Genomic DNA, 18,345 nt, shown 5'->3' on the forward strand with positions numbered 1-18,345 from the left:
CGTGCATAAAGCCGTACGAATTCAGTACGAGGATTTTTCCACGGACGATGAGATCGAGGCGTTACGTGCAACGTCGAAACGCATCGGCGGCATCGGCCTGTTCCTCGGCTGTGCGCGCGATTTCTCCGAGGGAAGGGAAGTCTCCGAGATCGATTTCGATGCTTACGACCGCATGGCGCTCTCCGAGTTGAGCGCGTTGCGTGACGAAGCTATCGCCCGATTTGGTCTGATGGGTGCCCGCATCGTCCACCGGGTCGGCACGGTGACGAGCGGAGAGAACATCGTCCTCATCGTGACGGGGGCCGAACACCGTGCAGCCGCTCTCGACGCCTGCCGCTGGATCATCGACGAACTGAAAGAACGGGTACCGATCTGGAAGAAGGAGATCACCCCGGAAGGCGACTCCTGGGTCGTGCCGCATCCTTGATAGCGAAATGGCGAACGACAAGAAATAAGCGGAGCCGGATCATGGAGAACGTGAAAGCCAGCGAGGCGCAACGGATTATCGGCGAGTGCATCAAGCCGCTCGGCGTCGAAAGCGTGTCGCTCGAGCAATCGCTCGGACGCGTGCTCGCAGAGCAACTCACCGCCAATCGCGACTTGCCGCCCTTCGCCGTTTCGGCGATGGACGGCTTTGCCGTGCGTGCCGTTGACGTGGGAACGGCGCCCAAAACGCTCGAGATAATCGAAGAGATCAACGCCGGTGAGATGCCGCGGCTCGCCGTCCAGGCGGGTCAATGCGCGCGCATCATGACCGGAGCGCCCATGCCTCGGGGTGCCGATGCCGTGATCAAGGTCGAGGACACCGAAGCGGTAGAGGAGGGGCGCGTGCGGATCGGCGTGACCGCCGACGCCGGAAACTTCGTTCGTCCACGTGGCGAGAGCATGCATTTGGGCGACGTGGTGCTCACGGCTGGAACGCCGATTTTCCCGGGCGTCGTCGGCGTGTTGGCCACCGTCAAGGCGCGCCGGTTCTCGGTCTATCGCCGTCCCACGGTGGCCATTCTTTCGACCGGCGATGAGCTGGAAGGCCTGGACGAGCCCGTCGATCCGACCAAGATTCCCGATTCGAACACCTATGCGGTGATGGCGCAGGTACAGAGCCTCGGCATCGAGCCCGTCATGCTCGGCATTGCGCGCGACGATCCGGTTGCTCTGGAGGCGCTGCTCAAGCACGGCCTCGAATGCGACGTCCTGTTGGTCTCCGGCGGCAGCTCCGAAGGCGCCCGCGATTTGGTGCGTCCCTGCGTTGAGAAGCTTGGTGTGCAGATCAAGTTCTGGCGTGTGGCGACGCGGCCCGGCCACCCCTTCGCGTTCGGTCAGCGCGAGGCAACGTACTTCTTCGGGCTGCCCGGGTATCCGGTGTCGAGCATGGTCTGCTGCGAACAGTTCGTTCTCCCCGCCCTGCGTCGCCTGATGGGCCAGACGCGCGTCTATCGGCGTACGGTGAAAGCTCGGTTGGCACAGCCGTTCAGAGCACATCCCGGGCGTACCGAGTTTGTGCGCGTCGTGCTGTCGCAGGAGGCGCTCGAGTTCGTCGCCACACCGACAGGCAGCCAGAGCAGCATGGTCTTGCTGTCCATGGCGCGTGCGGAAGGCTTCATGATCGTCCCTGCCGACTGCAAGGGCCTTGCCGCGGGCGATTACGTCACCGTGCAGTTGCTCGACGGCGCCGTGTTGCAGGAGAGCATGGGATTCAACGAGTAAGGCAGCGAACAAGAGCCATTGAGGAGGGCGATCGTGAGCAGTGCACGAATCGGCATGGTGACGGTCTCCGACCGAGCCAGCCGCGGCGACTACGAAGACAAGGGGGGACCGGCCATCCGGGCTTGGCTCGACCGCGTACTGATCGGCGCTTGGGAGCCGGTGGTTCGCATCATCCCGGACGAACAGGCACTGATCGAAGCAACGCTTGTCGAGCTCACCGACAACGAAGAGTGCTGCCTGGTCATCACGACCGGCGGTACTGGCCCCGCAGCGCGCGACGTGACGCCGGAAGCGACGGAGGCGGTCTGCCAGAAGATGATGCCGGGTTTTGGCGAGTTGATGCGCGCGGCCTCACTCAAGGTCGTGCCGACGGCTATCCTTTCCCGGCAAATGGCCGGCATCCGCGGCAAGAGCTTTATCGTCAATCTGCCGGGCAAGCCTTCGGCGATCGATGATTGCCTGAACGCCGTTTTCCCGGCGATTCCGTATTGCATCGACCTGATCGGCGGCGATTATCTGCAAGCCGATCCGGCGCAGTGCAACGTTTTCCGTCCGCCGCATGCCGTCAAACGATAGCGGGGTTTCCGATACCCGGTGTGCGGAGGCACCGGAAAGTATCGGAAGCGCCCAAGCCATAGAACTCCATGCCTTCATGGGGCTCGCCGAACTCTTCCGCGCTCGCGGGTGGACGAATCCTGTGTCTTACCCTATCCAAGAGGCGATGGCCGGAGGTGCCTTGCTCGACCGGCTCGACATTCCGCGTAATGACGTCGAGGTGATGTTCATCAACCGCAAGGCGGTGGCGGCGGACTGCGCCGAGGTTCATCCCGGCGACCGTGTTGCGCTCGTACCGCCCGGCGTGCCGGGCCCGCATCGATTTCTTCTCGGCTTCAAGAACCGCTGATCGGGTTCAAGCCGGGAGCGGCTCGACCGAGTTCGCGGTGAGGATCGCGGCAGCCAAAGCGTCAAGCGCGGCGTAGCTGTCGGCCTTGGGTACGCCGGCGATATTCACCGGCGGGAACCATTCAACCTTGAGGTTGGGCAGCAGCGGCGTGAGTGTTTCGGGCATGGTCGTACCCCAGCCATACGACCCGATGATCGCGGCGAACTTCGTTTTCGGACGCAAGGCGTTGATCAGGTAAGCCGCGGATGCCATCGCCGGATGCGGACCTTCAAGCACGGTCGGCGAAGCGAAGACGATCGTCGAAGCCTCGACCAATGACGACGCGAGGCGACCGGTGTCGAGGTCGACGACGTTGTAAGGCTGAACCGCCAACCCTTTCTCCATCAGCCGGTCGACCAGATAGGCGACCATCTTTGCCGTGCTCTCGTACATCGAGAGGTAAGGAATGACGACCAGCGGTCGGGTGTCGTCGCCCGCCCAGCGCCGGTACAGCGAGAGGATGAACTCAGGGCGCGCGTACACCGGACCGTGGCTGGCGCCGATCATCGCGATATCGAGACTTTCGAGGCGCTTGAGCGCTTTGATCACGTTCGGACGGTACGTCATCATGATTTCCGCGTAGTACGTGAGGGCCGCCCGTTCGACCCGAGCCTCGTCGTCAGCGTAGAGGTCTGATGTCGCGAGATGGGCGCCGAGGAAGTCGCACGAGAAGAGAATGCGGTCCTCCCGCAGATAGGTGAACGTCGTATCCGGCCAATGCACCCAGGGCACCCACATGAAGTGCAGCGACTTGTCTCCCATAGAGAGCGTCTGGTTGTCCTGGAGCAGAACCAGAGATTCCGGCGGTAGATCGAAGCTTGCCTTGAGCAGGCTTCGGCATTTGACGTTGGCGAGTACCTTGGCGTCCGGGTACTCGGCCAGCACCGCCGGGATCGATCCGGAGTGGTCGGGTTCAGCATGGTTCGAGACGATGTAGTCGAGCCGTTCGAGGCCGAGGCTTTTCAGCGCGCGAATGAACTCGCCGCTCATCGTCGGGTGCACCGTGTCGATGAGTGCCGTTTTCTCGCTGCCCTTCACCACATACGCGTTGTAGCTCGTTCCCTCTGGCAGCGGCACCAGTTCGTCGAACAGCTTGCGGTTCCAGTCGATGGCTGAAATCGAGTACACGTTCGGTTTGAGTTTTCTGACGATCATGATGAAATCCCCTTTCGTGTTCTATTGATCCTGCGCGCCATCGTGGCGAAGGTCGGCCGTGCGGCCGTTGATGAGGCGTACCTTGATTTGTTCGCCGTTGCATTCAACGACGTTCACGCAACCGTAGTCCTGGCCGATGCGAAAGATGTTCTCGACGGGCATGCCGAGCAGGTCGGCGAGCAACAAGCGATTGACGCCGGCATGGCCGACGACCGCGATACTGCGGTGGCCGCTGTGGAGCATCGCATTCCAGACGGAGAGGACACGGCCCCGGACGTCCGAAAAACTTTCTCCACCTGGGACGCGGTAATGCTCAAGATCGGCGCCGCGTGATGCGTATTGCGCAGGGAAGCGCGAAGCGACTTCGCGCCGCGTCAGTCCCTCCCACTCCCCGAGCGCAATCTCGCGCAAGGCAGGCCGCGCCTCGATCGAGGCGCCGGTCTCCTCGCCGATCAACCCGGCTGTCTGTCGGGAACGCAGCAGATCGCTGCAATAGATCGTCTCGATGCCACAATCGCGCAGCGCTTCGCCAAGCCTCCTGGCTTGACGAAAGCCTTCCGGCGACAGCGGCAGGTCGGTCTGCCCGATGAAGCGGGCATGGCTGTCGGCAGACAAGGCGCCATGGCGCAGCAGGTAAAGCGAGGTCATCGTTCCGCCTCGATAAGGAGGCGACGCTTGCCGCGATGTAGAAGCGTCGTCTCGGCCGAAGTCGCGGCAGTTACGCGCACACCGGCGGCCTTCAAGGTGGGGATGGCCTCAACGGCGACGCGCACCGCTGATGCGATGGCCATGCCGCCGTTGCTGGTCGGCACGGTGCAACTCACGTCGAGATCGAGCCAGGGCGGAACGCCGGCTCGGAAAACAGCATGAAAATCGGCGACGCCCGGAACGGCGAAAACGGTTTCATCGAGCATGCCGATTGTCAGGTGGCCCGTAGTGCCCAGGTCCACGCCGCCGGATACCCGGCGTGCGATGCGCTGCAGGCGGCGCAGCGGCGAACCGCAAGGGCAGGGGTCGGGGAGCAGGCGCGAGAGATCGCCGGTACGGTAACGAATCAGCGGCATGCCGCGCCGGCGCAAGGTGGTGACGACCACTTCGCCCGGTTCGCCGAGCGGTACGGCCTCGCCGCTCGCCGGATCGACAACCTCGACGAGCAGTTCGCTCTCCCGCACGTGGTAGCCGGCATGCGCGGAGCAATCGACGCCGCCGCCCAACCCCATCTCCGTCATGCCGTAGTGTTCGAATACCTCGCAGCCCCAGAGGTCGGCGAGCCGGCGGCGCAGGCTTTCGGCGGCGTGATCGGCGCTCAGGAGCACGCTGCGGACGCTTGTCGGCGAGCCCTTGGCTGCCGCGTGGCACGCGATGGCAAGCACCGCCACCGGTGTGCCGGCGACGACATCGGGGCGCTCTTTGCGCAGGACAGCTGCGGCGGCCTCCGGATCTTCGGGCCAGCCGTGCAGAATCGGCATTGCACCCAGGCGAGCAAGAGCCCGCGCGAGCAGATCGCCGACGCTTCCTTGTCGGCCGCCAGGAAACAGAATCAGCACCCGGTCGCCAGGTCGTGCCGGCAACTGCATGCCATGGGTGAAGAAATCGAGCGTCGCTTCCAGCTCTTCAGACATGAAGAACAGGCGCTTGGGCGCTCCGCTGGTGCCCGAACTGTCGAGCGTGACGACATGGCTGATCGCGTTTTGGGAAACGCAAAGCAGTGGCGGATCGTTGCGGCGCAGGTCGTCGGCGGTGGTCAGTGGCAGCCGGGGCAGGTCGCCCAGAGCCTTCAATTCCGCCGCATCGATGTCTTCTAGCCGGCGCCGGTAGAAGGGGCTGGCGCGTTTCGCCCAGTCCACCGTCTCGCGCAGCCAAAGCCGCTGATAGACATCCAAGGCGGCCCGCGTCAGCGGCAACTCGCTGCCGATCGCGCGCGCTGTCCAGGCGTCGAGCGGGTTTTCCTGCATGGTTTCAAGCCTCGGCCAGCGCGGACGCGCGGTACAGCGACTCGCCGGACATCGACGTGAGGTTGTGGGCGCAGAACGGGATCACACGGCGGTCCGCGGAGACGACATGGATGAAGCACTCCCGCAGCCGCTCGAGGTCGAGCGTCCAGGCGTCCTGAAAGGCCATGCCCGAGATGCTGAACGTGTGACCGCGTGCGGCCAGAAAGGCGTCGAAACTTGACACGTCGGCGCCCGCGACGGGCATCCGGTTATCCGGCTGCCGTGTGGTTGCCGCCCAGCGTTGCGCCACGACGCGGCGCGAAGGAGACGCATCGTCAGAAGGCTTGCCGCATCCGCACCCGGCGTTCGTTTCCCGGTCTTGCGCCTGCGCGGTGCTGCAACACGCCGTACGCCGCGCCGAGTGCAAGCGGCCCGCGCCGTCGATCTCGAACTTGCCGACGAAGGAACACAACGCGTGTTCCGAGGTACCGGGACCGAAATCCTCGACGCGGATCCGGCCGCTGGTTTGGCGCTCAATCTCGGTCATCACTTCCGGCAGTGTGATGCGTTGCGCATCAACGGGCGACGTCGGATAGCGGCCGAAGTAGCTGATCGGCTGGAAATGCACCGCGCGCACCGCAGGCACGTGTGCCAAAGCGAAGTCGATAATGGTGCCGATCTCGCCGATATTCACGTTCGGAACCAGCGTCGGCACCAGCACGATGGCGAGCCCGGCTTCGGCACAGTTCTGGATCGCTTGTCGCTTGATCTCAAGCAGCCGCGCGCCGCGCACTCTCTCATACGTTGCGTCATTGACGCCGTCGAATTGCAGGAAGGCGCAATCGAGGCCGGCGCCGGCCAGCGTTCGCGCGTAGCCCGTCTCTTTGGCAAGGCGAATGCCGTTGGTATTGATCTGCACGAACCCGAAACCGCGCGACCGGATGCGTTCGATGATCGTCGGCAGATCGTCGCGCACCGTCGGCTCGCCGCCGGAGAGCTGGATATTGATCGGGCTGCCGTGTGCTCGCAGGCCCTCGGCCCACGTTTCGATTTCTTCGAGCGACGGATCGTCGTTGCGATCAGCGCTTCCGGCGTCTGCAAAGCAGACAGGGCAGCGCAGGTTGCAGCGCTGCGTCACTTCGAGCAGCACGCAGCAGCTTTGCTGACGGTGATCGGGGCACAAACCGCAGTCGTAGGGGCAGCCCTGGCGGACGGTCGTCTCGGCAACCGGTGGCGTGGCGGTTCGGCTGCCTCGCTCTAGCCATCGCTGGTAGGTGGTCAAGCCGCGCCAGATAATCGTCTTGAACTCGCCATGCTCCGGGCAGTGCTTGATGAGGAAAACCTCATCGCCTTCCGCCACACGTCTGGCGTCGATCCGTCGCAGGCAGACCGGGCAGATGCTTTCGGTAACGGCAAGGAGCGACACGACTATGCCTCGGCAGGTATGCCGCAGTCCGCGAGGATGGCGGACATCGGCGCGCGTGCGCGGCGTTCGATGACGCGATAGATTTCGCAAGCGGTCTCGTAACGACGCCTTGCTCCTTGCAAGGACTCTGGCTGATCGCGGAAGCGTTCGAACGAAGGCTTGTAGCGCTCCTCGAGCGACACCCGGCGGTCCGTGCGCACTAGTTTGTCGGCCAGGAATACGACGGCCGCCTCGTTCGGCGTCGTGCCGTCGAAGGTCATGGCCATATGCTGACGGATGATTTCCGCGACCGCAGGATAGCCCAACGAGGCGATGATAGAGGCTCCCAATTCGGCGTGTCCCGGCTCGCCCTTCGCAATGTCGTGCAAAAGGCTGGCGGCGATGACGAGCTGCCGGTCGATGCGCACCCCGCGTTCGGACAGGCGCGTGGCGATCGTGCGGGCAATGGCCGCTACCGCCCGGCCGTGACGGCGCAGTGGCTCGGCGATCGGCCGCGTGGATAGAATCGCTTCGCACTCGGCTGGCGTCGGCAAATGGCGGCGTTCGGCCAGGCCAACGAGTTGGGCGTAGTCTTCCGGCGTGTCCATGTCGAGCATCACGCCTTCATCGAGGACGTCGACATCGGCTGAGTCGGCTTGATGCTTCCTCAACAGTTCGCGTAGGCCGCCTTCGCCCTTGCCGGCAAGTATTTCGGCGAACAGGGCGCTCGATACGAGAGGAGGGTGGCCGCGCTGTCCGCTGAAGCGCGGATACGTAATCGGAGCCCGGCGTTGCGCGAAGGCTTCGGCGAGCGCGGCGACCGACTCCGGACGCACGAGCGGGATATCCACCGGCAAAAGAAAGCAGGCATCGACGGTTGGCAGAAGCGAACCGATGCCAGCCTGAATGCTCGAGTACATGCCTTGCTGGTAGTCGGGATTGCGCACGACGGTGGCGCCGATACTGACGACGACCGGCTCGATCTGTTCCGCGCAGTGGCCGGTAACGACACCGATGCGATCGATGCCCGCCGCCCGGAGCATCGCCACGACGTGCGCAATGACTGATGTTCCGGCGATCGGCAGCAGTGGCTTGAACCGGCCCATGCGGCTCGAATACCCCGCCGCCAGGATCAGTGCAGCCAACACCGGAGACGAATTGTTGTTTATCGGTTGCTCCATGACTGCTCCTCCCCGCTTTTCCCGTCGAGATCGAAGCCGTTCGCTTCGAGCACCTCGCGCGCCTTGTGTACGCATTCTAGTATCAGCCCGGGACAGCGTTCGGCTCGCTGCATGGGATTGGCGCCGGTAATTTGCGCGCAGTCGGAACCCCCGAAGCGCTGCTCGCAATCCTCGCGGAACCAGTCGACGTATTCCTCAAGCATGCGCGGCAATTTCTCATGCTCACCCTGGCGTGCCCCGTCCATGCCGGCATACATCCCGATCAGGCAGCAACCGCCGGTCAATGCTCCGCAGGTCAGGCCGCACCCCAAACCGGTAGCTAGCCCGGACATCGCGCGAAGCAACTCGGGGTTATCCTTGCCCAGCGCGTCGAGCCCGATCTGTACCAGGATGTGGCTGCATTTATAGCCTTTGAGGGTGAGTTCGGCGACGCGGAAATCGTCGTTGTTCATGTCATCCGGTTCTCAGTGTGTTCTTGCGTCGCGGGTGGCGACGAGAAGGAAGTAACCCGGGCGGCGAGCCCGCAATGCCTCGGCGTAGGCCGGGCCATCGCCATTCCACAATGCCTCGGCTCCTTGTCCGGAGAAGATGAGTTGCGCGACAAACGTTCTGAGCCGGTCGGAATGGTCTTCCCAGCGCTGTACGACGAAGCCAGCCTCGGTAAATGCGGTCAAGATGGCCTCGCGGCACATCATGCCGCCGAGGCATCCCGGCAGCGGAGATGGCGAGGCGCCGTCCGCACGCGCGAACAGGTCGGTGACCGCGATACGACCGCCGGGGCGCAGAACGCGTCGACATTCACCGAGCGCCGCCGTCGTGTAGCCGATCAGGGAGAGAGCGCATTCGGCGAGCACGCCGTCGAGCGATCCGTCGGCGAATGGCAGGCGATGCGCATCGCCGGCGACCATCGCGAGTTCCGGCATGGTGCGCCGTGCCCGAGCCAGCCGCGACACGGCGAGATCGAGTCCGAGAGCGCAGCAACCCAAGTCGCGTAACTGTTGCGTGGCAACACCTACGCCGCAGCCGAGATCGAGTACGCGTTCGCCAGCGCGGAAGCCGGCACAGAGTAAAGCATGTCGCGTGAGTTCGTCGCCGCCCGGGCGCAGGGGCTTACCGGCATCATGGCAGCCGCTTTGGTACGGATGTTCGAGCGTGCATGAACTCTTCATTTGTCTTCAAGCGCTTGTTCGACCTGCAGCATCTTGCCTTGCGCCAGCGCTTCGGAGACGTAAACGAATCCGCAGCCGGGGCAACGCGGCAGGTCGACCTCGAACGAACTACCGAGGTAGCTTGCCTTGACCTTACCGAGAACCAGAGGTTGGCGGCAGGCTGCGCACAGGAGTTCAGTTTCGACGGGGGCGTTCGTATTCATGAAGCAGCCTCCACGTCCATGCGGTGGCTATAAGCGCCGTGAATGACGTAGCAACCGCTGTCGGCGTCGATTGCGTATTCGACCCAGTAGGTGATGCGCAGTGGCCGGTGGCTGGCAACGAAACGCCCGGTCTTGCCGTTCAGCAGACGTTGCCCCGTACGCTCGGCGTGGCGAAGAACCTGGCGGAGATCGTCGGTGAGAATCAGTTTCCGCTCGAGGTCGGCTTGTACTTGGGGCGAGATGACGAGTCGTATAGCGTCGGTTGGCTCTTCCATGGCTTCATTCCATAACTCGCGCAGCAGACTTCGCTTCAGCCGGCCACGATTCTCCTGGCGCCGCGAGAATCCCGGGTCCGGGCGCGCGGCCGGGTCGTCGCCGTCCGGAAAAAGCAGATCCAGAACATGCACCGCCCGTTTGTCGCGTCGGGCGAAGTTGTCGCGGCACATGGCGCAGTAGGTCAGGTAATCGGAATTGCTTTGGCCGATGCGCCGGTCAAGCGCCTTGTCGGCGATCTCGCGGTTGGCGAACTGCGCAAGACCGCCGAAGCCGCAACAGGAGGTGAGTTGCGGGCCGTCCAGCTCGGTGGTCTTTGTGCCGCAACGGTCCAGCAAGTGGCGCACGGCATCCTGAATCGCCGGTTCGTGCCGTGTGGTGCAGGGGTCGTGGATGGCCAACGCCATGCGACTGTTCTGAGCCGCCGTTGCTTCTCCCGGCAATTTCCCCCGCGCTAGAACGGGCCACAGCGACTCGACCGGAACCTCCGGCAGATGATCGGCGATCATCCGGTAGCAGCTCGAACAGGCAGTGAGCACAAGCGGCCGGCCGAGGCTCTGCCATGCGGCTGAGAACTCGGCGTGGGTCTCGGCAAATAGGTCTGCGCGGCCGGCCCAGTGCGCTGGCGCCCCGCAGCAGCCCAGCATAAGCCCGACGCCATCGTCGATCGTGGCGCACAGATGCGCATAGACGCGCTCCACCTGCTCGGGCGACGAGGCGGCCAATTGGCAGCCGGGATAGAAGACCACCGCGCTTTGCTTGAATCCGGGTTGGTGCCGGGTCAGCGTGAACGCGTCGCTGCGGCTGTAAGCCAGGTCGCGCAATGCGAAATCGTGATGGGAAACGGGCATCTTGCCCTTGCCGACCATGCCTTCGCGAGCCGACAGGCATACGTCGCCCATGCTGAGTTTCTCCGGGCAAACCTCGGCGCATAGACCGCACAGCATGCAGGAATCGATCATGCGGTTCGCTTTGCGGGCGCCCATGACGATCGTTTCGTTGTTGTAGATCTCGCGGATGTAGCGCTTCGGATAGCCGCCATAGTGCTCGAGGTAGGGGCAGGACCGCACGCACTCGCGGCAGTGGCAGGGGAAGCAACGCGTTGCCTCGGCCTGCGCTTCCGCCGGGGTATAGCCGTTGTCGGGGTCCGCCGGAACGATCGCCGCAGAGGGCGCATGTCGAGCGAGATTGACGTGAAGCCGCGTCGACTGGCTTCCCTGGCCCTCGCGATTGGCGGTCAGCGACGCACCTTGCAGCAGGCGGTCGATCGACAACGCGGCGCAACGGCCGTCTTGGAGCGAGGTGATCGGTGAGTACGTGTGGGGTGTGCTGCCGTAGCGATGGCTGCCGCCGGCAAAGATTTTCGGATGTCGGCTGGCGTAGGTGAGCGCATCGACGGCGATGCGGCCGTCGGGCGTGAGATCGACCAGAACGGCCAGATCCGGTACGGCCTGGGCACCCAATCCCAGATAGACCGCATCGAACTCCTTGGCGAGCGCGGTGATATCTGGCCGTTCGCCGCAGTGGAAGACGATGCCGGTGTTGTCGAAGCGCGCCAAGTCGGCGTCGATCGCGGCGGAGGGCAGCCGCGGATCGCCGCGCAGGCGGGCGAAGAGTTGCAGTCCGCTTTCGAAGACGGCGACTTCATGCCCCTTGACGATGAGGTCGGCCGCTGCGGTCAGGCCGGAGAGCCCGGCGCCAACGACCGCAACGCGCTTCCGTTCCGTCGCCCGACCACGACGGAACGGCGATGCCGCGAGACTGCTGCTCACCACAGCGCGCTCGAGTGCGTGGATGCGAATGGCTTCGCCGGCCTCGGCGCGCCGGCAGACCGATTCGCACGGATGATCGCAGAGATGGCCGATGATGTTGGGGAAGGGGATGAAGCGGCAGAACAACGCTTGCGCGGCCTTGAAGTCCCCCTTGGCCAGCAATTCGGCCAAGCCGCGCGCGTCAACGTGCACCGGGCACGCGGCGGCGCATGCCGGTGGCGATTCCTCGATGCAGCGCGATTCCCAGATTCTGACTTGCTGGCCGTCCATCACCATTCCAGTTGTTCAAACAAACAATTCAGTTTAGGCGGCGACCATGGCGGGCGCCGCAAAGATCGCCTCCGAACCTTCTCCGTCCTAAAAGAAGGTCCGTCGGCTTTTTTGATCGTCTTCGCGGTACCCGCCATCGCCGGCTGCTCTTTCGATATTCGACGACCGCGGACGCCGGTGAAGCGGCGTCCGCAGCCCGGCCTCAACTCCGTGCCGGAATGATCGCCGGCTTGCCGGCCGCCTTGAGATCCAGCCCTTTCTTGACCAACTCCGGCAGCGCCGGCACCTTGAGGATGCGCACGCCGCAGGCGTTGTAGATGGCGTTGAGAATGGCTGGGTGCGGAGCGGTCAGCGGTGCCTCACCGACGCCAGCGGCACCGTACGGGCCCTGCGGACGCGGCGTTTCCAGATACATAATTTCCATGTCATCGGGAATGTCGCGCGGGTAGGGCAGGCCGCAGTCGAGCAGGTTGGTGTGCTTCTTGAGGTCGTCGAAGTCCTCGGTCAGCGCGAGGCCGATACCTTGGGCGAGGCCACCGTAGATCTGGCCGTCGACCGTCGCGCGGTTGATGATTGTGCCGACGTCGGCCGCCGTGGTGAACTTCACGACCGTCACCTTGCCGGTTTCCAGATCGACCTCGACTTCCGGTACGAACACCTCGTACATGTAGATCGGGAACGGATTGCCCTGGCCCGTGACCGGATCGATTTCATTGCATCCCTGAACCACCCATTTGCCGTCGTAGCGCAGCGGAATGTTCTCGGCGACCATATCCTTGTAGGTGCGGTAGGTGCCGTCCGGTTTCTTCATGGCGTTGAGCAGCATCTCGCAGCTCAGCTTGATGGCGTTGCCGACGAAGACGTTTGAGCGGCTGCCGCCGGCTGGACCGCTGTTCGGGCAGTCGGTGGTATTCATCACCAGCTTGATCTGCTCCGGCTTGAGGTCGAGCGGCTTCAAGGTTTCATGCGCAAACGTGAGCGTGCCGAGATCGGAGCCTTGTCCGTGATCCTGCCAGGCATCGTAGATCGTGACGCCGGTCGCCGTGAGTTCTGCCGCCGCGCCGGCACTATCCGGGCCATCCAGCCCGCAACCATAGATGCCGATCGAAATGCCGACGCCGCGTTTCTTTCCGGGGACGTTGAACGCCTTGCAACGCGCCTTGGCTTCTTCCCATTTCGGCCGGATCAGGTTGAGCAGCTTATCGACCACGAAAACCTCGGGTACTTGGCCGGTCGGTGTCGTTGCGCCGGGCCGGTAGGCGTTCTTGTAGCGCAGTTCCAGCGGGTCCATGCCCAGCTTCTCGGCCAGCATGTCCATTGCGATTTCCGAGGACAGGAAGGCTTGCGGCGAACCGTAGGCGCGGAAGGCTGAGCCCCAGGCGTGATTGGTGCACACGGTCTTGCCCTTGCCGCGGATGTTGCGGATGTCGTACCCGGCACCAGTGAATTGCGCCTGACGCGTCGTCAGCAGGTCGCCGAATTCGGAATACGGGCCGTGGTCGATCCACCAGTCGGTTTCCATCGCCAGCAGGCGGCCCTCGGCGTCGGCGGCGAGACGTGTCTTGACGTTGCCGGGGGAACGTTTGCCGGTGTAGGTGATGTTCTGGTACTGCGTATAGACCAGCGAGACTGGGCGTTGCACGGCGAGGCAAGCCGCGCCGAGGATAGCCTCGATCGTCGGGCTGAACTTGTAGCCGAAAGTGCCGCCGGTGGCGTTCTGTACCAGGCGCAGCTTCTCGGGCGGTACGCCGAGGCCGGGGCAGATCATCGCGTGGTGCAGGTGCAGACCGATCGACTTCGACTGGATCGTCAGTACGCCGTCATCGTCGATGTAGGCACAACCGCAGTCCGGTTCCAAATGCAGGTGCGGCTGGCGGCTGCACAGCGTTTCGGCTTCGACGACGGCAGCGGCTTTGGCCATGATCGGTGCGGTGTCCTCGCCCTTGATCACGCCCTGTTCGTAGTAAACGTTCGGCACGCCCGGGTGAATCTCGATAGCGTCCGGTTCCTGGGCGGCCCAGCCGTCCATGTACGCCGGCAGGATTTCCACGTCGACCTTCACCTTTTCGGCGGCCGCGCGGGCCTGCTCGACGGTTTCGGCGGCCACGACGGCGATTGCGTCGCCGAACTGGAAGATCTTGTCCTTGCACAGGATCGGGCGATCCCAGCCGTCGCCCTTGTTGGTCGGGAAGGTGATCAGCCCGGTGATCGCGTTCTTGCCCTTGATGTCCTTCCAGGTGATGACTTTGATCACGCCGGGCATCTTTTCGGCTTCAGAGGAATCGATCCCTTTGATGTTGGCGTGCGACACCTTGGCCTGTACGAGCGCCAGGTGCAGCGTGTCGGGCGGCATGTGTTGGACGACGTCGGCGCCGAAATCCCAGGTGCCGGTGACTTTGGCGAGCGCCGATGGACGGTGATACTTGGAACCCAGGATCGAACCGTTGTCGGGAATCTTCTGCGCGAATTCCTCGGGGGTCTTCTCGCCGCGCATGATCGCCGCCGCATCCATCACCGCATCGGTGAGGGGCTTGTAGCCTGTGCACCTGCAGGCATTGCGGTTGCGGTTGAACCAGGTGCGCACTTCTTCGCGCGTCGGACTCGTGTTCTTGTCGAGCAGCGATTTGGCCGACATGATGAAACCGGGCGTGCATACGCCGCACTGAGCGCCGCCGTGATGCATCCAGGTCACTTGCAGCGGATGCAATTTTTCGGGAGTCCCGATGCCTTCGATGGTGACGATTTTCTCGCCATTGCCATATTTGGACACGGGAACCATGCACGCCTTGATCGGCTTGTCGTCGATCAACACCGTACAGGTGCCGCACTGGCCGTTGTCGCAGCAGACCTTGCATCCGGTCATGAGCAACTGGTCGCGCAACACGTCGGCGAGCTTCTTGGCTGGATCGACGATCAGCGGGCGATCCACGCCGTTTACATTGATGATGATTCTTTTCACGACTTCCTCCTTGGTTGTTCTGTTCGATTGAAAACGCGTGAAAAATCCGGCGACCGAGTTCCTTCGCCCGCTTTACTCAAATGTGGCAACAAAGTGCAGCCAGCTTTTTCAGCGCCGCGCAGGACACGGCAATGACTCCGCGTGAAGCTATGGCAACAAGGAACAAGGCTGGGCGCATTTCGCTACCGACCTAAGCGCTCTTCTGCTCCAACACTTCTTCTTTCTCGGGGCGCAAGCCGCGATGCGTCAGGGCGGCATCGCAACGGCGGCGGCTGGCGATCAACTCGGCGACGATCGACACCGCTATTTCCTCGGGATTGTCGGCGCCGATATCCAATCCGATCGGCGCGTGCACACGAGTGAACGCGTCGGGCGGAACGCCTTCCTTTTGCAGCTCCTTGAAGATTCCCGTCACCTTGCGGCGCGATCCCATCATGCCGATGTAGCGTGCGGACGTTCCAAGCGCCCAGCGCAGTACCCGCATGTCGCTCAGGTGGCCAGGGGTCAGCGAGACGATGTACGACGTCGATGTCGGCGCCAACTGCATCACGGCCACGTCGAAATCGGCGACGATGATCCACTTCGCTTCAGGGAAGCGTTCCCGGTTGGCAAACGCCTCGCGCTCGTCGATGACCACGACGTCGAACCCGGCGGCCAGGGCCACACGATAGGTGGCGAGCCCGCAATGGCCGGCACCGAACATGTAGAGGGTCGGCGCCGGCACGATGGGTTCCACGAAGACATCGAGACTTCCGCCGCACACCATACCGGCGTCCACGCCCGGGCGCTGCGTGAGGTTGAAACTGACCGTCTGCGGTTTTTCCCGCTCGATCACCTCGCGGGCGATCTGGATGACTTCCAGCTCCCCGGCACCACCGCCGATCGTACCCACGATGCTGCCATCGTCGCGCACCAGCATCTTCGCCGAGGACGACGCCGGGATCGAGCCGACCGTATTGATGATAGACGCCAGGGCGCAACTTCGTCCCTGTTGCCGCATCAAGATGATTTCTTCATACACGTCCACGGCATTTCCTCCCGTGAATGAATGGGCTTTTCAGGCGGGAACGCAGGCGTCGGTATTGCAGAGCTGCGCGCACATCGGGCTGTCGTAACTGCCCTGGCACTCCTGGCATTTATTCGGGTCGATGGTGAACAGTTTCTCGACGTGGCTGATCGCCCGGTTTGGGCACTCGGATTCACATGCGCCGCAGGCGTTGCAGAGTTCTGGGATGATTTTGTAAGCCATGGTGTTCTCCTGTTTTCCGGTTGAGTTCCCCACGGGCCGCGCTCCTGAAATCACTAATCAGGCGAGGCGGGCCGAGGGCAGACACACGGCTTGGAGACGCGTACTCACTCGACGAGGCCTGAAAATCTTGATTACCGATTTCTGCTGCTCGTGTGACGACGGAGTATTCGCGCGGGATAGACGAGGAACAAGAGAAAGTGGCGAAACAGCGTTTTTATGCTGTCACGTTTCGTGACACCGCCCCTTTTTAAGGGCGGAAAGGAGTACGCGCGAGGTGTCCCGTTTTGGGACAGTTAGCCCTTCGATGGCGATGTTCTGATCAAACGCGCGTTGCGGAAGCTCCCCGGGGCATGCGAGAAGACCGCCGACCAGGCGACGACAATCCAGAACAGCGGCTCACGCAGTGACGGCACGACGAGCATTCCGACGAGCAGCGCCAGCTTGAACAACATGCTTACCCCGACGCCCTCGACGAGGTGAGCCGGGTGGAGCCGGAGGTCGATGGCCCAGAGAAGCACGCCCGAAGCCAGCACAAGAAGGCCGACATATTCTTGCAAGGGGACGTTGGTTGCACCGAGCAGCAGGGCGCCGAACGCCACGACCGCGAGCAGGTGGAGACTACGCGCGAGAACGGACGACCAGCGCCAGCCGTTGGACACTCCGCCCGCGCTCTGGAACGGGTTGCCGGCCGCTGACGCCATCACATGATGCCTTCGAAGGGTTGTACCTCGACGAAGTCGCCGGACTTTACGTCCTTCCCGCTTTCCGGAAGCACGATGAAGCAGTTGGCGTTCGACATCGAACTGAGGATGCCCGAACCCTGATTACCGGCGAGCCGGACTTTCCACTCGCCGTTTTCCGTAAAGAGTATGCCGCGAGGAAACTCCCGCCGCCGCGGCGATTTGTCGATATCCGAGACGCACGCCACCCTGAACAGCGGCTGCTCCGGCAACGGATCGCATCCCATCAAGCGCAGAAGCGCGTCGACGACGATCTGGTAGAACGTGACCATGACCGCGACCGGGTTCCCGGGCAAGCCGAATAGCCAGGCGTTGCCAATGCGTCCGGAAGCCATCGGCCGACCCGGCTTGATGTCGAGTTTCCAGAAACGCACATCGCCCAGACGCGCCATGAGTTCTCGCACGTAGTCGGCTTCCCCGACGGAGACGCCGCCGCTGGTGAGGATCACGTCGGCCTGCAGGGAGGCGTCCCTCAGCGCCGATTCGAGGGCCTGCGGGTCGTCGCGCACGACGCCCATGTCGATCAACTCAACACCCAGGCGCGTCAGCATGCCGAAGATCGTGTAGCGGTTGCTGTCATAGACCTCGCCGGGGCCGAGTGGGCGATTGAGCGAGGCGATCTCGTCGCCGGTCGAAAAGAAAGCTACTCGCAAGCGTCGGCGCACGGCCACCTCTCCGATGCCGAGCGAGGCAATCAAACCGAGCTGGCTCGGGCCGAGCCGCTGGCCAGCCTTCAATGCGGGCTTTCCGCAAGCCAGGTCCTCGCCGGCTCGCCGGACGTTCTGGCCCGCCTGCTGTCCGGGTGGCACAAGGACCGAACCGCCGTCGTCCGCTAGGCGTACGCGTTCCTGAACGACCACGGTGTCCGCTCCATGCGGGAGAACCGCACCGGTCATGATGCGAACCGCCTGCGTTGCACCGACCGTGCCGGAGAAGGGGTTGCCAGCTAATGCCCGGCCCACCACGGTCAACCGCACCTCCTGATCTGCCGACAGATCGGCGGCGCGAACGGCGTAGCCGTCCATTGCCGAGTTGGTATGCGCCGGCACGTCAAACGGGGCGATGATGTCGCGATAGAGAACCCGGTCGAGGGCGCGCCTGATCGGCATCACCTCCCAGCCGGAAACGGGGGCGAGGTGTTCGCAGAGCAGGCGGCGAGCTTCCGCCACGGTGAGCGAGTTTGGATTGGTCATATCGATTTCGCCGTCAATGAGTTGAAGACTCAACAGCGCTGCAGCGCGGGGCAGGGCGCTTTGTCAGTAAAACGATTATTGCAGGCGGAACCGCCTACGGATAGATCCGGAGACCGCGTTTACCGCAAGTGTCGCAAAACGTGACACTTTGATGGACAGACGTGGCTGGCGACTTGAATGCACCGTCATCCG

At 63.4% G+C, this 18,345-nt stretch carries 18 protein-coding genes; 4 read left to right on the top strand and 14 right to left on the bottom strand.

Going from position 1 to position 18,345, the window contains the following annotated elements; genetic code table 11:
* Position 1 precedes the first annotated feature (1 nt).
* From NZ453_RS17095 to NZ453_RS17110, 4 genes are all read left to right on the top strand, one after another.
* Positions 2-427, top strand: a complete 426-nt coding sequence (locus NZ453_RS17095) for a molybdenum cofactor biosynthesis protein MoaE (RefSeq protein WP_263771974.1) — start codon at positions 2-4, stop codon at positions 425-427.
* Between the two features lie 41 nt (positions 428-468).
* On the top strand, positions 469-1,707 hold the full coding sequence (locus NZ453_RS17100) for a molybdopterin molybdotransferase MoeA (RefSeq protein ID WP_263771976.1): 1,239 nt from the start codon (positions 469-471) through the stop codon (positions 1,705-1,707).
* A 30-nt stretch (positions 1,708-1,737) separates the two neighbouring features.
* Positions 1,738-2,283, top strand: a complete 546-nt coding sequence (gene mog, locus NZ453_RS17105; protein WP_420851684.1) for a molybdopterin adenylyltransferase — start codon at positions 1,738-1,740, stop codon at positions 2,281-2,283.
* A gap of 121 nt (positions 2,284-2,404) precedes the next feature.
* Complete coding sequence (locus NZ453_RS17110; RefSeq protein ID WP_263771978.1) at positions 2,405-2,611, top strand: hypothetical protein; 207 nt, start codon at positions 2,405-2,407, stop codon at positions 2,609-2,611.
* Between the two features lie 6 nt (positions 2,612-2,617).
* On the opposite strand, the gene NZ453_RS17115 is transcribed toward NZ453_RS17110, so the two are convergent.
* From NZ453_RS17115 to moeA, 14 genes are all read right to left on the bottom strand, one after another.
* Complete coding sequence (locus NZ453_RS17115; protein ID WP_263771980.1) at positions 2,618-3,805, bottom strand: FprA family A-type flavoprotein; 1,188 nt, start codon at positions 3,803-3,805, stop codon at positions 2,618-2,620.
* 21 nt (positions 3,806-3,826) lie between these two features.
* Positions 3,827-4,453 (bottom strand): histidine phosphatase family protein, encoded by a 627-nt coding sequence (locus tag NZ453_RS17120; RefSeq protein WP_263771981.1) that lies wholly within the window; start codon positions 4,451-4,453, stop codon positions 3,827-3,829.
* Positions 4,450-5,760, bottom strand: coding sequence for a DVU_1553 family AMP-dependent CoA ligase (locus NZ453_RS17125; RefSeq protein ID WP_263771982.1), 1,311 nt, complete (start codon positions 5,758-5,760; stop codon positions 4,450-4,452). The genes NZ453_RS17120 and NZ453_RS17125 overlap by 4 nt, the downstream gene beginning before the upstream one ends.
* A 4-nt stretch (positions 5,761-5,764) precedes the next feature.
* Positions 5,765-7,165, bottom strand: coding sequence for a radical SAM (seleno)protein TrsS (gene trsS, locus NZ453_RS17130; RefSeq protein ID WP_263771983.1), 1,401 nt, complete (start codon positions 7,163-7,165; stop codon positions 5,765-5,767).
* A gap of 2 nt (positions 7,166-7,167) precedes the next feature.
* The gene (locus NZ453_RS17135) at positions 7,168-8,325 is read right to left on the bottom strand and encodes a DVU_1551 family NTP transferase (RefSeq protein ID WP_263771984.1); all 1,158 of its coding nucleotides are present in this window, start codon (positions 8,323-8,325) and stop codon (positions 7,168-7,170) included.
* A complete protein-coding gene (locus NZ453_RS17140; protein WP_263771986.1) occupies positions 8,310-8,777 on the bottom strand; it encodes a DVU_1555 family C-GCAxxG-C-C protein in 468 nt (155 codons plus the stop codon). Before NZ453_RS17140 ends, NZ453_RS17135 begins: the two co-directional genes overlap by 16 nt.
* A gap of 12 nt (positions 8,778-8,789) precedes the next feature.
* A complete protein-coding gene (gene trsM / locus NZ453_RS17145; RefSeq protein ID WP_263771988.1) occupies positions 8,790-9,494 on the bottom strand; it encodes a DVU_1556 family methyltransferase in 705 nt (234 codons plus the stop codon).
* Entirely contained in the window at positions 9,491-9,697 is a 207-nt protein-coding gene (locus NZ453_RS17150) for a DVU_1557 family redox protein (protein ID WP_263771990.1), read from the bottom strand. The genes trsM and NZ453_RS17150 overlap by 4 nt, the downstream gene beginning before the upstream one ends.
* Positions 9,694-12,012 (bottom strand): pyridine nucleotide-disulfide oxidoreductase/dicluster-binding protein, encoded by a 2,319-nt coding sequence (locus NZ453_RS17155; protein WP_263771992.1) that lies wholly within the window; start codon positions 12,010-12,012, stop codon positions 9,694-9,696. Before NZ453_RS17155 ends, NZ453_RS17150 begins: the two co-directional genes overlap by 4 nt.
* Positions 12,013-12,214: 202 nt before the next feature.
* Positions 12,215-14,971, bottom strand: coding sequence for a molybdopterin-dependent aldehyde oxidoreductase (locus NZ453_RS17160; RefSeq protein WP_263771995.1), 2,757 nt, complete (start codon positions 14,969-14,971; stop codon positions 12,215-12,217).
* A gap of 190 nt (positions 14,972-15,161) precedes the next feature.
* On the bottom strand, positions 15,162-15,998 hold the full coding sequence (locus NZ453_RS17165; protein WP_263771996.1) for an XdhC family protein: 837 nt from the start codon (positions 15,996-15,998) through the stop codon (positions 15,162-15,164).
* A 30-nt stretch (positions 15,999-16,028) separates the two neighbouring features.
* The gene (locus NZ453_RS17170) at positions 16,029-16,220 is read right to left on the bottom strand and encodes a 4Fe-4S binding protein (protein ID WP_263771997.1); all 192 of its coding nucleotides are present in this window, start codon (positions 16,218-16,220) and stop codon (positions 16,029-16,031) included.
* 293 nt (positions 16,221-16,513) lie between these two features.
* Positions 16,514-16,921, bottom strand: coding sequence for a hypothetical protein (locus NZ453_RS17175; RefSeq protein ID WP_263771998.1), 408 nt, complete (start codon positions 16,919-16,921; stop codon positions 16,514-16,516).
* Positions 16,921-18,153, bottom strand: a complete 1,233-nt coding sequence (moeA, locus tag NZ453_RS17180) for a molybdopterin molybdotransferase MoeA (protein WP_263771999.1) — start codon at positions 18,151-18,153, stop codon at positions 16,921-16,923. The genes NZ453_RS17175 and moeA overlap by 1 nt, the downstream gene beginning before the upstream one ends.
* Positions 18,154-18,345 lie beyond the last annotated feature (192 nt).

This window comes from Propionivibrio soli (assembly GCF_025770765.1).
GTDB classification, from domain to species: domain Bacteria; phylum Pseudomonadota; class Gammaproteobacteria; order Burkholderiales; family Rhodocyclaceae; genus Propionivibrio; species Propionivibrio soli.